Below are 14,738 nucleotides of genomic sequence, written 5' to 3' on the forward strand. Positions count from 1 at the left end.
CCCCCCATGGCGATGGTTGGGTGCATATGGTTGTTTCATGCCGCGAGCTTGGGAATTTGAGCCTGAACCAATCGCAAGAATCGTTGGTTGCGTGCCCCCGCAACCAAACGATGCTTGCGATCCTCGATCGCAGACAAGCCCGGTCTCCCGACGGAGGCCGGGCTTCTTCGTGTTCGTCGCAAAGCTCAGCAGCGCCGCCAGATCGCCGCGCAGCACGATCGCCAGCCCCTTGCCCTCGGTAAGCGGGGCGTGATTGCACCGGATCAGGCGTTGACGGCGGGCTTCCAGTTTCAGGGGAGGATATCGGCGAGGCGTGCGGCGGGGTAGCCGTTCACCATGCGCTCCAGGACGTCGCGCAGGTAGGCGAACGGCTCGACAGCGTTGAGCTTGCAGGTCTCAACCAGCGAGGCGATCACCGCCCAGCGATGGCCGCCGCCCTCCGAGCCGGCGAAGAGGCTATTCTTCCGGCCAAGGGCTACCGGTCTGATGCAGCGCTCCACCGTGTTGGTATCCATCTCCACCCGGCCGTCATCCAGGTAGACGCACAGCGCCTTCCAGCGGCCGAGCGCATAGCGGATCGCCTCGGCCAGCTTGGAGCGGCCCGGCAGGCGGGGAAGTTCGTGCTCCAGCCACGCCTTCAGCTCCGCCACCTGGGAAGCGGCTTCGGCTTGCCGAAGCTGCCGGCGCTCATCGGCCGTGCGGCCGCGGATGCGCTCCTCGATCGCGTAGAGCCGGGCGATGCGGCGCAGCGCCTCGGCGGCGGCCGGCGAGCCGGCCTCGGCCAAGTCGTAGAAGCGTCGACGCGCATGGCTCCAGCACGCCGCCAGCACGACCCGGTTGCTGGCAGCCAGCCGTTCGAACCCGGCATAACCGTCCACCTGCAGCACCCCGCGGAACTCCCGCAGATGGGCAGCTGGGCGTTCGCCTTTGCGATCGCTGGTGTAGGCGTAAATCACCGCCGGCGGGTCCAGCCCCTGCCAGGGCCGGTCATCGCGGGCATAAGCCCACAGCCGTCCGGTCTTCACCCGCCCGGTTCCCGGCGCCAGCGTCGGCATTGGCGTGTCGTCGGCGAACAGCTTGGCCGAGGCGAACAGGGCCTTGGCCAGCTCCTCATGCAGCGCCTCCAGCCACCAGCACGCCTGTCCCGCCCAGCCCGCCAGAACCGAGCGGTCGACGGGGAAGCCGTTGCGGGCCAGGATCTGCGCCTGGCGGTAGAAGGGCAGATGATCGCAGTAGCGGCTGGTGATGACGTGCGCCAGCATCGCCGGCGTCGCCATGCCTTTGGCGATCGGCTTCTCCGGAGCCGGCGCCTGATGCAGCGAGCCGCAGCCGCGGCAGGCGTATTTGGGCCGGCGGATGCGCAGCACCCGCACCTGGGCCGGCACGTAGTCGATCATCCGGGCCACCGTCTCGCCGGCCTCATGCAAAGCCCCGCCGCAGCAGGGGCAAACCCCGGCGCCGGACTCCAGCCCGGGCGGCTCGAGCGTGAGATCGTGATGCGGCAGATCATCGGGCAAGTCGCGGCCACGGCTGGGCGGTTCCGCAGGGGCCGACGGTTCCAGTTCAGGGGCTGCGAGTTTGGCCTCGACCCGGGCGATGTCCGCCTCCAGCTCCTCCAACCCGAGATCGAGCTGATCGGGATCGAGCCGTTCGGAGCGGCGCCCGAAGACGGTGCGCTGCATCTGCCGGAGTTGCTGACGCAGAGCCTCCAACTCCGCCAGATCGGCTTTCTGGCGCTCCACAACCTCGGCCAAATCGCGCACCATCTGCTGCAGCAGGGCCGGATCGGCGGGCAGGTTGTCGAGGTCGAAGCGCATGGCCGATTGTACCTCGGCTCACGGTCTCAGGCCAGCCAAGCCCCCGGTTTTCCTCACTTTTTCTTCCATTCATCCCGCTGCGGTCGGCCGCGACACCGGCACGGTGTGACGCCAGTCCAGCCCCTCCAGAAGCAGGGATAACTCCGCCGGCGTCAGTACCACCGTGCCGCCCGGCGTCCGCGTCGTTGGCCAAACGAAACGGCCACGCTCCAGCCTCTTGGCGAACAGGCACATGCCGTTCTGATCGGCGTAGAGAATTTTCACGCGTCCAGCCCCTTTCCCTCGGAAGATGTAGAGGTGGCCGCAGAACGGATCCTTGCCCAGCGCCTGCTGCACCAGCAGGGCCAGTCCGTCGAAGCCGCGGCGCATGTCGCAGGGCTCCAGCGCCAGGTAAATGCGCACACCGGCCGGGATCGACAGCATCATGGCCGCTCCAGCACGCTGATCACCCGGCGCAATGCTTCGGCATCGACATCCCGCCCGACCCGCAGCCGCCGTCCGCCGGCCAACTCGATCTCGATCATGCCGGCACCGCATGGAGTTGGCGGCGTGAGGGGAAGAGCGGACGTGGTGTCCGCCACCTCCACCGGCGCGAAGATGGGCGTCGGCTCGGCCGGAGTGAGCATCCGGCGGCGCCAGCGGAACAGCTGGCTGGGATCGACCCCGCGCCGGCGGGCGACCAGCGACACGCTCACGCCAGGCTCGCAGGTTTCCGCCACCAGCTGCTCTTTCTCCGCCTGTGACCAATACCGCCGGCGGGGGGCCGCCTCGACGATCTCCATCACCAAGGGAGCGCTCGCCGTCATAGGGACAGCACCAGGACTATCCCTATGACGGCGAGCGCTCACCTCCTGCGCAGCGGCAAAGCGGCGCGACCACCGCCCCAGAGCCCACCGCCCAATGCCATGGGCTTCAGCATAGGCTTTCAGCGTCAGTCCGCTACCCTTCCAGACCTCGACATGACCGCGCCAAGAGCTCTCAAGATCCTGACCCGACATCCTCTTACCCCGCTGAGCTGCGACCAGCGGAATATTTCATGAACCAGGGTCATGTCGGATGTGTCGTCACGCAACGCTTACCCAGCAACTCGGGCTTCCGATAGACCGGATGACGGAGCTGGTCGCGACGCTCCCGAACCTCGTCATGCCCGGCCAACAGGCGGTACATGGTGCGGATGGAGCAATGATAGACGCCTTCATCGAGCAGGGTGGCATAGACCTCCGCCGGTGCCAGATCGACGAAGCGCGGCTCGCGCAAAAGGGCGAGCACCGTCTGGCATTCCTGAGCCGCAAGCGCCCGGGGCGGGCGAGGTCGGGGGGGCGGCGCCGGCTCCCGGCCGGCGAGCCGGGTTCGATGCCGATGGAGGCCGGCGCGGGCGACGCTCACGACGGCGCAGGCCGCGCTCACAAGACCGCGGCCAGGCGGCAAGGCGGCAACCGCGCTCATCGCGGTGTCTCGTCGCTGTCGGCGGGAGGCAAGGCAATCCCCAGAAGGGCCGAGAATTTTTTTGGACATCGATGACCGCCTCGGCCCGCTCCAGGCGGCGCTGGAGACGAGCAATGTCCTGGCGGGCCTTGGTCAGCTCCGCCTCCAGCGGGTGGGCGGGCGCTGCCTTCGGTCCGCGCTTGAGCGGCTTGAGCGGCTCGAAGGCGCCGGCGTCGCGTTGCCGGCGCCAGTCGGTCAGGGCCGACGAGTACAGACCTTCCCGGCGCAGGATGGCCGCGATCCCGCCGGTGCCCGCCGCCCGATCCGTCTCGGCCAGGATCCGCAGCTTCTCCGCCGCCGTGAAGGTGCGGCGTTTCGGGCGAACCGACAATTCCGGGGAGACTGCAGCAGGCGCGGCGACAACCCGCGGTTTCTCTCCTGCGTCAGGGACGGCGCCAGCTTCAACCGCTGGCAAGGGCGTCTTGTTGGGCATGACCACGAAATGAATTTCCTACGCCCTCGATCTTATACCAGCGGCTTTAGACATTGACCGCTGCCCACGAGCGTGAGGCGATTGAGCGAATGATTTCGGGTGCCTGGGCGAGAGCGTTCCACGCCTCGCAGCAGGCCTCGACGATGGCGGCATAGGAATCGAAGACGCGATGGCTGAGGTGGTTCTGTCGCAGGAACTGCCAGATGTTTTCGACCGGATTGAGTTCCGGGCAATAGGGCGGGAGATGCAGAAGGCTGATGTTTTCGGGCACGACCAGCTTGTCGCCCGGCTGGTGCCAGCCTGCGCCGTCGAGGATGAGCACCGCATGGTGGCCGTCGCTCACTTGGCCGCTGATCTCGGCCATGTGCAGGGTCATTGCCGCGGCGTTGGCCTTGGGCAGGACCAAGGCCGCGGCGGCGCCACGGCTCGGGCAGACGGCGCCGAACAGGTAGGCCCAGCTATGGCGCTGGTCGCGGGGCGCGCGTGGCCGGCTGCCCTTGGCGGCCCACACCCGGGTCAGGGTCCCTTGCTGGCCGACCCGGGCTTCGTCCTGCCACCAGAGCTCCAGCGGCTTGCCGCGGGCGGTGTCGGGGAGGGCGCCGGCAACCAGAGCGGCAAAGTTTTTTTGTGAGCCTCGAGCGCCTCGCCATCCTGCTGAGGATGCTGGGGGCGCACCGACAGGCGACGGAACCCCAGACGGCGCAACAGCCCGCCAACGCTGCGCTCGGCCAGCACCACGCCGAACCGGCGCTCGATCTTGCGGGCCAGATCGCACCGCCGCCACCGAACCACGCCATCCTCGGCGAGGTCCGGACCGGAGCGGACCCAGGACGCCACCTCCGCTTCCTGCTCCGCCGACAGCTTCGGCTTGGCTCCCGGTGCCTTACGATCCCGCAGCCCCGCCACGCCTTGGGCGTTGTAGCGGTGAACCCAATCCCGCAACGTTTGCCGATCCATCCCGCAAGACCGCGCGGCGTCCTCGCGAGATCGCCCCTCCAAAACCAGAGCTAGGGCGAGAAGGCGCCGCGCTACATCCGGATCGCCAAAACGCACCGCCCGCTGGCGCAACTCCGCTGAACTCAGCTCCAGCCGCGTGATCGCAATCGCCGCCATACCCGCCTCCTTCCGAGAGCTGGCAGCGAATCACAGGGCGGACCAAAAGGGAATCCACCGTGACGAGTCACACTTCAAAGCCGCTGGTATTAAACTTCCGGGGAGATGATGTCTCACCGTCATTGGCACGGAGGGTACCGCCGCGCTTAAGCGTTGACACATGGGAGCCGCGGATAGCTGGTGAGGGAGCGTAGGCGCTCCGGTGTGGCGGTGAGGGCGCTCCAGGCGTTACAGCAGGCCTGGACGACGGCGTCGTAGTCGTCCAGGAGCGGGTGGGACAGAAAGCGCTCGCGCAGGTACAGCCAGCCTCGCTCGACCGGGTTCAACTCCGGACTGTAGGGCGGCAGCGGCACCAGCGTGATGTTGTCCGGCACGACCAGCGTCGGCGATCCATGCCAGCCGGCCTGGTCGAGAACGAGCACCGCCTGGACGTCTGGTTCCAGGCTTCGGGAGAAGCCGTCCAGGAACAGGCTCATGGCGGTGGTGGAGACGGTCGGCATCACCAGCGCGAAGTCGGCACCGGTTGCTGGGCAGGCGGCGGCGCAGAGGTAGGCTGAGGTGAAGCGCTTGTCGCACAGCCCGGCCGGACACTGCCCGCGCTCCCACCAGCGGTGCGCGGTGCGGCCATTCTGGCCGATGCGCGCTTCGTCCTGGCACCGGAGCTGGAGGCGGCGTTCAAGGTGTTCGGCTGCCGCGGCCTTCAGGGCTTCGCGCAGCCCCTTTTTTGGAAGGCAGCCTGGGCATTGGCGTCGGATTGCGGATGGCGGGGCCGCGTCTTCTGCTTCGACAGGTTCAGCCGGCGCACGATGCGCGACAGGCTGGCCGGGTGCAGCGTCTTGGCGAAGCGCTCGGCGATCACCCTCGCACAGGATCGGCAACGCCGCTGGCATTCGCTCCTCCCCATCGCAATGAGGAATCGAATCACGATTTGCCAGCCTTGGGATTCCCCCTCAGTGAAGCAGTGGCTCCGCTCACAGGTATCAGTCGATCCGTCCAGGGCTGGTGAAGGCATAGCCGGTGCCATAGATCACCTTGATCGGCGAGGGGAGATCGGTGGATTTGGCGATTTTGCGGCGCAGGCGGCTGACCACCGCGTCGAGGTGGCGGTTGTCGAAGGTGGTGTAGCGGCGGGCCATGGCGTGGACTAAGTCGTCGCGCAGGCAGGTCTCGTTGATGGTGTTCATCAGCACGGTCAGAAATGCCACTTCGGTGGCGGTCAGCTTCACCGCGCTGAGATCGGGAGCGATCAGGCTCCAGCTCGGCCGGTGAAGGACCCAGGGCCGGGGGGGGGACGGCTTTGTCCGGTGAGACGGTTCCTGGATACGGCGGAGCAGGCTGTTGATCGCCGCCTCGATCTCCCGCAACGAGGTGTGCTTGACCATGTAGATGTCGGCACTGATCTTGCCCCGGTTCGGTGGACACGGGTTCACGCAGATCTTAGCTCGGCCTTTTCGGGGGTGATGTATCCGATGGCCGAGTGGGCGCGTTGGCGATTTCAGTAGGTTTCGATGTAGGCGAACACCTCCCGGTGGCCTTGGACTACCCGCCGCCAGTTCCGCAGCACCGAAGCCTGCAGGCCTAACTCCCGCGCCACATGCTCCAGCGGCCGGCCGCTCCCTTCCAGCAGGGCTACAGCCTCACGCTTGAACTCGTCCGTGAAGGATCGCCTTGTCTTCGTCATCAGACACCCTCCCGCTCCGCTCGGAGCTTGGCTGAGGTGTCCACCGAACCGGGGCAAGATCAAGATGCAGCGGTTCAAATCAATGGGTTCCGCCCAGCGCTTCGTCTCTCTTCATGTCGCCGTCTACAACACCTTCAACCTTCAACGTCACCTGGTCTCCCGCCGCACCCTTCGCACCTTCCGGGCACAGGCCGTGGCCGACCGGCAGGCCGCGACCGCTGCAGCATGAACCAGTTGCGGATTTCGCACCTTCCATTTGCCGCCTCGGTTGCCGTGACAAAGCCCCGACGCCGAGCGCGTCCTTCGCGGCGGGTCCTGGATTCACGACGCGCGTTACGCCTGTGCCGCGTACCGCCTTCGGTTTCACCCGGATTTCTGCAACGACTTCATTAGCTGTCGGTGTGCCCGAGTTCAGACATGAGGCCATCCAGGGGGGAAGCGGCGACGGGCTTGCACCTTGGTCACCCTAAGCGAAGCGGCGAGGGGCGTTGGGCGTCGCGGAAGTCGGTCTTGGTGAATGATACCATTAGCAGGACGACGAGGGTGGACATCAGGCGCAGCGGCTCGTAGCCCTCGAAGAAAGATCCCGAAGATTATTTCACCGGCACCGTCCAGATCGACACGCCTTCATCGGTGACGAAAACTACAAATGTATTCATTAATCATCTTTGTTCCTGTAATGAATACCTGTAAATTATGAAAACTCATATTGACTGCCGTCAGTTGCGCGAGAAGTCTTTCTTTTTAGATTTCATTGAGGGAGCACTCGATGCCTTCTTTGGACCGCGAGGGGTATTGGCCATGTCTTAATGACTCCGATTCGGACTGGACCGACCCACAGGCGATCGAAAGACGTGGTCAGTCAATGCTCTACTGGGCTTTGAAGACCAGGAACCTCGTCGCGTTTCTCGGTTCCGGCAGTTCGATGTCTTATGGGCGGATGTCCTGGACCGATCTTGCATTGACCCACGCCAAAGCGGTCCAGTCCTTTCTGAAGGCGCATCCTGGACAATTTGACACCGAGACGTTCGGAAATCGCTTTGACTTTCATCGAAAGTCGCTCGAATCAGGCCAAGGCGATCAGCAGCTTCTTCTCGACCTGTGTGAGCAGGTCTGGACCGCCCTTGATGAAAACTGCATCTCCGACCTGGCCCAATCCAAATTCGGTATCGGCGAAGCGTTCCTGACGGAGGCGAAGAAGCTCGGCAGGCAGGAGTTCGCGCGAGCCTGCTTCCAGGAAGCGATCAAGCAGGAAACGGTGGACGAGTGCGCTCACGTCCGCCGCATCCTGCAGGGCGAGATGGAGGTGAAGGCGTCCGGGAACAGAAAGAAACCCAAAAAAGGGATCGAATGCGACCTCTATGACCTGATCAGCCGGAAGTGCCAGGATTCCAATCCACCCGATGATCAGGCCACGGCTTGGCAGAAGATATTCGAGGATGTCTGGAGACCTTCGCCGCTCGACCGTGCCGCGCTGACCGACCTGCGCCCGCACCTGGCCTTCTTTCGGAGCGACATACTGAACAGCATAAAGAAGGCTATCGAGGGGGCCACCGGAAAGACCGCCATCAATCGAAGGGCGACGCAGCACGGCCCATCGGCCGGCGATTCCGTTGTGGCGGAATTGCTGCGGCATGCCGCCGGCATCGTCGACGTGATGACGAAGGCGGTTGAGACCAGTGACGAGAAGCAGGTCGGCACCGTTCACCCGACGCTGTATTACGCTTTGTCCCTGGCCCTCGACCTCGTCCGGGCCTGCGACGATCAACATCAGACCATCGTCAAGGCCGTGGTGGACGCCATGATCAGCCGGTCGCCGATCGGCGAGTGTGGCCGCGCGGCGTTCGTCGAGCCTGCAAGGGATCCGATCAACACGCTGACGAAGAGGCTGCACATCCGCCGCTTCGCGACCACGAATTACGACCTCGAACTGGAACGCTATCTGAAGGATTTCGGCTTCGAACCGAAGACGCCCTCCGGCGGTGCCCTTCAGGACGGCAGGGAACGGGTCGGCGCCCTCGGCGAACAGGCCCGCGACATCGCGCTCGACGGCGTCGGGGCGGCCGATCTGATCGGGTTCGCATTATCCTCCGACGAATATGTCGCGCAGGTCGTGCATCTGCACGGGCGTGCGACGCGCGATTCCCGGATCGTGGTGACTGAGCGGGACTACCGCGACATCTATATCGACAAGACCCACTCCGCGGAAACCTACCGGCGGGGATTGTCCATTCTGTTCGGCGGAAATCCTGTCCTTTTTCTCGGTGTCGGGCTAAGCGAGGCCGACCTGCTGCGCCCGCTGCGCGAGCTTCTGGCCCTGTCATCCGACTCCAACCCGCCCGTGCTGGCGCTGATGCCGGCACAGCACGAACCCCCGGCGTGCGACGCGAAAACGCTGGCGGCCGGTAACCGTCACCGCATTTGCATCCTGCATTATGGCACGGAGGGCTTCACCCCCCAGTCCAGGCAAAAGCTCTTCCAGTGCCTCGATACGATGAAAACCATCAAACAGGCGATCGACAGGTCCCCGGTGACGGTCCCCCCCGCAGGCAGGCTGCCTGACCTGGATCATGACGACGGGCACCTGAAGGAACTGGCCAGGCACATCGCGGACATTGCGACGGACGTGCTGCCGAACCTGCCGGATCGACACATCAGGGACGCTCTGAAGAAGGTTCTTCTTACCGCGGCCATGCGGACGGAAACCGCGATCAGGACGGCCGCCTTCAACGCCGCCCTGATCGAGGTGCAGCGCTTGTATGGTGTCTGGCGGACTGAATGGAACCGGGATCCCGAAGCGCGCGGGCAGTACATCCGCTACCAGCCTATCCCGTCGCGGGGCGCCCGTCCGTTCAAATGCCGCACATGGGTCCGCCACTTCTCGTCCATGACCGAGCATGCGGCCGATGGCGGTTCGGTGGCTGGCTTCCTGGCGCAAAGGGACCGCAATTACCCTGGGCGCAGGATCCTGGTCGTTTCCGGCGGCGTCGGCGCCGGGAAGGGGAGCATCTTCTCGCGCCTGATCCAGACCATGGCCGAGCAGCCGGAGGAAGGTGCTCTGTACAAGGCACACTTCTTCGCAGGTTTCAGCTTTTCCTGCGAAGTGGCATCGGTCTGGGATGCCTTGATCGACTTCCTGCTCTGGCCCGACCGGTTCGGTGAGTCCAGAAGCAAGCTCCTTAGCGAAGCGGATCCCTTGGGAGGCGGCGTCGGGCCGGGCTATACCGCGATGCGGCGCCTGGACCGTCTCGCCGCGGCATTGAAATTGGCGTCGGAATGGCCAACCGGTGAGCGGCTGCTGATCGGTTTCAATGCCTTCGACATGCTGTTTCACGCAAACGGCGAGGCGAAGAACGCGGAAATCCGCGAGGTGATGCGCCTTCTGTTCAGCGAGGCGACGGACGCGCCGATAGACTTCGTCGTCATGGTTCGCGACAGCCGCCTCCCCGATTTCATCGAGGAGCAGACAGGCACGGACCCGCCGGCCGGCGGCACGGCAGGTCCCAAGACATCCGGAGCGGACATGTGCCGGCATCGCTATGAAAGGCCGATCTCACCGCTCAAGGTTACAGCCGTCGATCCCGCCGGCGGGTCATTCCTTTCGGATGCAGCGGTGACCAACGCCGATGTGCTGATCAGGCTCCGTGACCGACGGCGGCAGCATGGCGGCTCCGGCCCGGTCCAAAGCTACGCCGAGATCATCCTGAAGCGGCTGCGGGAGAGCTGCTCGCAAAACCCCGCCCCTTCCGGAATCCCGGCGGAAGACGAGGACGGCACCCCGCGTCCCCTCCATGATTTGCTCGACCAGGTGTTTGACGTCCGGGAAGAGCGGGCCGGGAAGAAGCCTGCGGAAGATCCGTTCCTGCACGAAGCCCTGATCCGCCATCTTGCCTTGATTTCGATACCGGCCGGAGCGTTGGTCCTTGCGCGGTGTCCCCAGGTGAAGGCGCTGGCGGAGCGCGCCTGGAGGAGGCATGAGAGAGCGGGGGATGCAGACGGTTCCGCCGTCGGGCAGGATATTATCGACGACGTGGTGAAAGATGCCCTGAAGTGCTTGGCTTTGGATTATCTCATATTAAAGATCGACAATCATGATATTCGTGCGAAAAGCAAGAAAGATCCAAATCAGGAAAAACGTTACCAGCTGCATCGGTCGGTCCAATACTACGTATATCGCAAGCTTGGCTCGCAGGTTATGGAGCCTGTAGAGTTTCTCTACTTCACGCCGACGCTGTATGGCAGCCAGGCAAGCAGCCTGCCGCAGCTGCACGCCAATGCCTACGTCTTCCTCTATGAACTCGTCGATGGACTGACCGAATATCCCGAACCCTCGGGCAGACCTGAGAAAGCCGGTTCGCCCCCGATGCCCGCCGCCGTCCGGTTCAAGAGCCTGCGCGCCTCGCTGGGCATCGTCCGGACGCTCCTGACGCTGGGCATCGTGTCACGTCTTGGCGATACCAGCGCCCTTCCGGTCAGAACGCGCGGGATGGGCTGCCTCGAACACCACAAGCTCGTGCTGCGATGGATGCTGCACGCCGCCCTGATCAGCGACAGTCCGCACAACCTGGTGGAAACCCCGCCGCCGTTCTATGCCGACGAGACGGTCTGGCTGCTGAACGAAGTCGGCGTGTTCGCGCTGGCGCAGGGATGCTGCCGCGAGGCGGAAAGCTATTTCGCCCGGGCCGTCCGGGCCAACCGGATGGCCGAGGGCGAACCCGGCGGCGCCATGTACCGGCGCATCCTGCTGAATCGCGGCCTGTGCGCGATGGACATGGGGCGTCTGGAAGTGGCACGTCGGATCTTCCGCGAGGTACAGCAGGCGCCGGACGAGGAACTTCTTCTGCGCGCTCTCGCCCGTGGCTATCTGGGGCAGGTCGAGCATCTGGCCGGGCGCTACGATGAGGCCGACCTGCTGTTCCGCGATGCCTTGAGGGGGCTTGATGCCCTCCACCATCTTCGTCCGACCAGCCAGCTGCGGCGGTACCGTGCCCACATGCTGTGCAAGATGGGCCGCACGGACGACGCGCGCCGCGAACTGGACGCTGCCGTGCAGGCGGCCGAGGCCGGAGGATTTTCCGATTTCATCCACCTTGCCCAGGTGTCGGAGGCGCGGCTTGGCCTGGCCCGCGGCGCGGGCCTGGCGGAACTGCTTCCCGGTCTCGATTCGGCGGAGGCGTATGCCGACCGCATGGACATGCCACGGCTCAAGGTCGACCTGCTGCGCATCCGGGCGGAAATCTTCCTGAGCCAGGGGGAGACCCGCCTGCCGGCCGACCTTGTCACGGAGGCCTTGCGCGTTGCCAACCTGAACGATCTCGTCCCCAGACGGATTGCCGGGACGGAACTCCTGTCCCGCATCTACCGGGCGCAGGGCAACCTCGAGGGCGCTGCGCGCCTGCTGGCTTCGGCGCGTCGCACGGCCCGCTCCTGCGGCTATTTCCTGGCAGCGGACACGAAAGGATCGGGGGCCACGGTCGTCTGACGTGACCTGATGGCCGGCTCTCATGCCGGACACCGGTGCGGGCGCGGGATCACGAAAGTGCTTGGTATGGAGGATGGCATGGCGTTCCTTGTGTCGGTCGGAAAGGGATTGCGATCTCTCGGGTGCATGTGGGAAGCGATGAAGATCGTCGCCGTGCTGTTGTGGCCGGCCCGCTTCACCATCCTTGTTTTGCTAGCCGTCTGGGTGGTCCTGCTGCTGGTCGGGCAGGCGCAGGACGTACTCTATTCGCTGATCGCCGATGAAGGCGGCACGGGCCGGAAGCTGTGGTTCCTGGCCGGGCTTTGGGCGTGGGCGATCCAGTCCTGGTACTGGACCCGCCTGTTGTTCTACCTGCCATCCCGGCCGATGCCCCAATGCCTCTACATCCTGGCGCCGTCCGACTATTCGGATTTTCTCGATGCGCTGCTGCCGCGCCTGCTGGGCGTCGGCCCGTTCGTTGCCGTGGCGACGTCGCTGCTGTTCTGCGGCCCCTGGGAGGAGACGCTGCCGTGGGCTGGATTCCTTCTGGGCAACGGCCTGATCTTCTACACCCTGACGGCGGTGCGGCGATACTGGCTCAACGGTGCGCAGCAGGGCGGACCGCGCGGACAGACCGGCCTGCAGCGGGCGCATGGTGTGCCGCGGCACGCCACCGGTACGCTGGCCCAACAGCCCGGCGCCGCGCTTCAGGGGAGCGGCATGCCTTCCGGCTGGCCGTCGCCGAAGGCCGGCACCCTCCAGACGGTCGGCATCGCGGTGGTCGCCTGGTCGGTCGCCGTGGTGGCGGTGGCCCTTACGGCGTTCCTGCCTGCGGAGACCCCGATTGTCCGGCCGCTGCTGGTCGGCCTTCTCGTCACCACGTCGGCGGCGGGGGTGCTGTGTCTGCTGTGGCGGCTGAACATCGGAACCGGCACCCGCCGGGCTGTGGCCATACTGCTGCTGCTCACGCTGGCCAGCTTCGTCGTCAGTCTGCTGGCGCCGGTGCCGGTCGGAACGGCCATCGGACCCGGCGGTGCGCTGATGCTGGCGGCTGCCGCCTGGGTGGGGACGAGCAGCTTCTTCCTCGCCTATCCGGGCGAGCGGCTGCGCCTGCCGGTAACGCTGCTGTTGCTGGTGCTCACCACATTCGGAGCCGGGATCGGCGAGTTCTGGGGTCACGATCATCACGAGGTGCGGCTCTTGCCCGCCAGCGGGCCGGCACCCGAGGCGCGCCAGACCCTGAAGGCGCTGTTCGACGAGTGGTATGCTCAGGCTCCCTGCCCAGGTCCCGGTTCCAACCTCACGAACTGCTGGGAAAAGCCCATGATCCTCGTCGCGGCGGAAGGAGGTGCCAGCCGGTCGGCGTTCTGGACCGCGACCGTGTTGGGCGACCTGGAGGACATGCATCCCGGATTCCACAAGCGGATCTTCGCATTGAGCGGCGTTTCCGGCGGGTCGCTGGGCGTCACGGTCTACCGCCAGCTTTTGCTGTCCGGCGGCGGCAAGGGGCCGTCCTGCGTGGATCGCGACGGGCATCCGGCAGAGGGATTCGGCCGCTGCGCGCAGGCCATCCTGGGCACCGACTTCCTGGGGCCGACCTTCTTCAGGCTGTTCCACACCGACCTGATGCACTGGTTGCTGCCCGGCAATCTGTTGCCCGACCGCGCTGCCGCGCTTGAAGAGGCGTGGGAACAGGCCTGGGACGACCGGATGAAGGAAGAAGCCAAGGGGGCGTTCGACAAGCCCTTCGTCCGACCGTCCGGCCCCGGCTGGAGCCCGCTGCTGCTGCTGAACGGGGCCTCGGTCAAGACCGGGCGGCGGATCGTCACCAGCGATGCGCTGCTCACCCCCTGTCCCGGCCTCGACGGTGCCGAGCGCGGTTCGCATGCCAGCGATTTGCCGGACACGGTCGACTTCCACTGTCTCGTCAACCGGCCGGTGCGGGTCAGCACGGCCGTGCACAACTCCGCCCGCTTCCCTTATGTTTCGCCGGCCGGCACCATCTGGGTGTCCGGCCACAAGGCCGACCGCATCGTTGACGGCGGCTATGTGGAAGCCCTTGGCGCTTCCACCCTGTTCGACCTGCTGCCGGGGATCCGGGCGGCTGCGAAGGTGCCCGACATGCCGTCCAGGGTCCGCATCGTGGTTCTCGTCATCAAGAACGCCCCGCCTCCTCCTCTGCCCAAGGGAAGCACACGTCGTCCGCCCCTGGTGGAGGCCATCGGCGATGAAGCCGAAGCCATGCGGTGGTCGATGAAACTGTCGCCGGAGCTGCTGTCGCCGCCCATGGGACTGGCGGCCAGCCGCGGGGGCCGCGGGACCGCAGCCGGAGCCAGCCTGGAACGCGAGGTCCTGGCCGGGCAGGGCGCCCATATCCGCTTCAATCTGCGCAGCCGCGACGAGGCGGAACGCTGGGCCGATCCGGCCATGAGCTGGTTCCTGTCGGAGCGCTCGCTGCGCGACATGTGGAATGACTGGTGCGACCAACAGGATAAGACCAAGCCTGAACGCGGCAAGGGAAACGCCGACTACCTGAGGGATCTCGGCCTTGCCATCGACGGCGTGCCGTGGGCAGTGGACCAAAGCGCCGGCGTATGCTTCGACTGGCACTCCCGCATGATGGCCCGGAGGTGATCTCGACTTTGCGATCTCCGGGCGCTGAGGAACCTTGGACGGCCAACGCCGAGGTCGTGTTACCGGTTCTTGAACAGCCGCTGCACCCGTTCGACGGCCCGGTTGGTGTCGGCG

At 65.6% G+C, this 14,738-nt stretch carries 9 protein-coding genes and 4 pseudogenes; 3 read left to right on the forward strand and 10 right to left on the reverse strand.

Translation table 11 applies throughout. The features are described from left to right. Positions 1-290: 290 nt before the first annotated feature. The 10 genes and pseudogenes from AZOLI_RS18835 to AZOLI_RS18880 form a co-directional block, all read right to left on the reverse strand. Positions 291-1,817 (reverse strand): IS66-like element ISAli15 family transposase, encoded by a 1,527-nt coding sequence (locus AZOLI_RS18835; protein ID WP_014188731.1) that lies wholly within the window; start codon positions 1,815-1,817, stop codon positions 291-293. 69 nt (positions 1,818-1,886) lie between these two features. Further along, the gene (gene tnpB / locus AZOLI_RS18840) at positions 1,887-2,240 is read right to left on the reverse strand and encodes an IS66 family insertion sequence element accessory protein TnpB (protein WP_044552105.1); all 354 of its coding nucleotides are present in this window, start codon (positions 2,238-2,240) and stop codon (positions 1,887-1,889) included. After that, complete coding sequence (gene tnpA / locus AZOLI_RS33830; RefSeq protein WP_014188733.1) at positions 2,240-2,623, reverse strand: IS66-like element accessory protein TnpA; 384 nt, start codon at positions 2,621-2,623, stop codon at positions 2,240-2,242. Before tnpA (AZOLI_RS33830) ends, tnpB begins: the two co-directional genes overlap by 1 nt. 42 nt (positions 2,624-2,665) lie before the next feature. Beyond that, positions 2,666-2,815 (reverse strand): annotated as a pseudogene (tnpA, locus tag AZOLI_RS33835) (IS66 family insertion sequence element accessory protein TnpA); the annotation flags it as partial. A gap of 76 nt (positions 2,816-2,891) precedes the next feature. Continuing rightward, positions 2,892-3,741: pseudogene (locus tag AZOLI_RS31395) on the reverse strand (transposase); the annotation flags it as partial. Positions 3,742-3,781: 40 nt separating this feature from the next. Continuing rightward, positions 3,782-4,848, reverse strand: a protein-coding gene (locus AZOLI_RS31400) for an IS630-like element ISAli3 family transposase (protein WP_076611116.1) whose coding sequence is annotated in 2 segments (ribosomal slippage) — positions 3,782-4,362 and positions 4,362-4,848 — 1,068 coding nt in all. Because the reading frame shifts where the segments join, the coding sequence is not laid out codon by codon here. A gap of 146 nt (positions 4,849-4,994) precedes the next feature. Beyond that, on the reverse strand, positions 4,995-5,603 hold the full coding sequence (locus AZOLI_RS18865) for an IS630 family transposase (RefSeq protein ID WP_429725908.1): 609 nt from the start codon (positions 5,601-5,603) through the stop codon (positions 4,995-4,997). Further along, complete coding sequence (locus AZOLI_RS33840; protein ID WP_081505989.1) at positions 5,549-5,872, reverse strand: helix-turn-helix domain-containing protein; 324 nt, start codon at positions 5,870-5,872, stop codon at positions 5,549-5,551. The genes AZOLI_RS18865 and AZOLI_RS33840 overlap by 55 nt, the downstream gene beginning before the upstream one ends. Further along, positions 5,829-6,230 (reverse strand): winged helix-turn-helix domain-containing protein, encoded by a 402-nt coding sequence (locus AZOLI_RS18875; protein WP_162488317.1) that lies wholly within the window; start codon positions 6,228-6,230, stop codon positions 5,829-5,831. Before AZOLI_RS18875 ends, AZOLI_RS33840 begins: the two co-directional genes overlap by 44 nt. A 149-nt stretch (positions 6,231-6,379) precedes the next feature. Continuing rightward, a pseudogene (locus tag AZOLI_RS18880) lies at positions 6,380-6,529 on the reverse strand (transposase); the annotation flags it as partial. 73 nt (positions 6,530-6,602) lie between these two features. Here AZOLI_RS18880 and AZOLI_RS32620 point away from each other — a divergent pair. The 3 genes and pseudogenes from AZOLI_RS32620 to AZOLI_RS18890 form a co-directional block, all read left to right on the forward strand. After that, positions 6,603-6,758, forward strand: a pseudogene (locus AZOLI_RS32620) (IS6 family transposase); the annotation flags it as partial. 540 nt (positions 6,759-7,298) lie between these two features. Further along, positions 7,299-12,011 (forward strand): SIR2 family protein, encoded by a 4,713-nt coding sequence (locus AZOLI_RS18885; protein ID WP_162488318.1) that lies wholly within the window; start codon positions 7,299-7,301, stop codon positions 12,009-12,011. Positions 12,012-12,149: 138 nt separating this feature from the next. Beyond that, entirely contained in the window at positions 12,150-14,624 is a 2,475-nt protein-coding gene (locus tag AZOLI_RS18890; RefSeq protein WP_044552116.1) for a hypothetical protein, read from the forward strand. The last annotated feature ends 114 nt before the right edge of the window (positions 14,625-14,738 follow it).

Origin of the sequence: Azospirillum lipoferum 4B (genome assembly GCF_000283655.1) — a bacterium.
GTDB lineage: Bacteria > Pseudomonadota > Alphaproteobacteria > Azospirillales > Azospirillaceae > Azospirillum > Azospirillum lipoferum_C.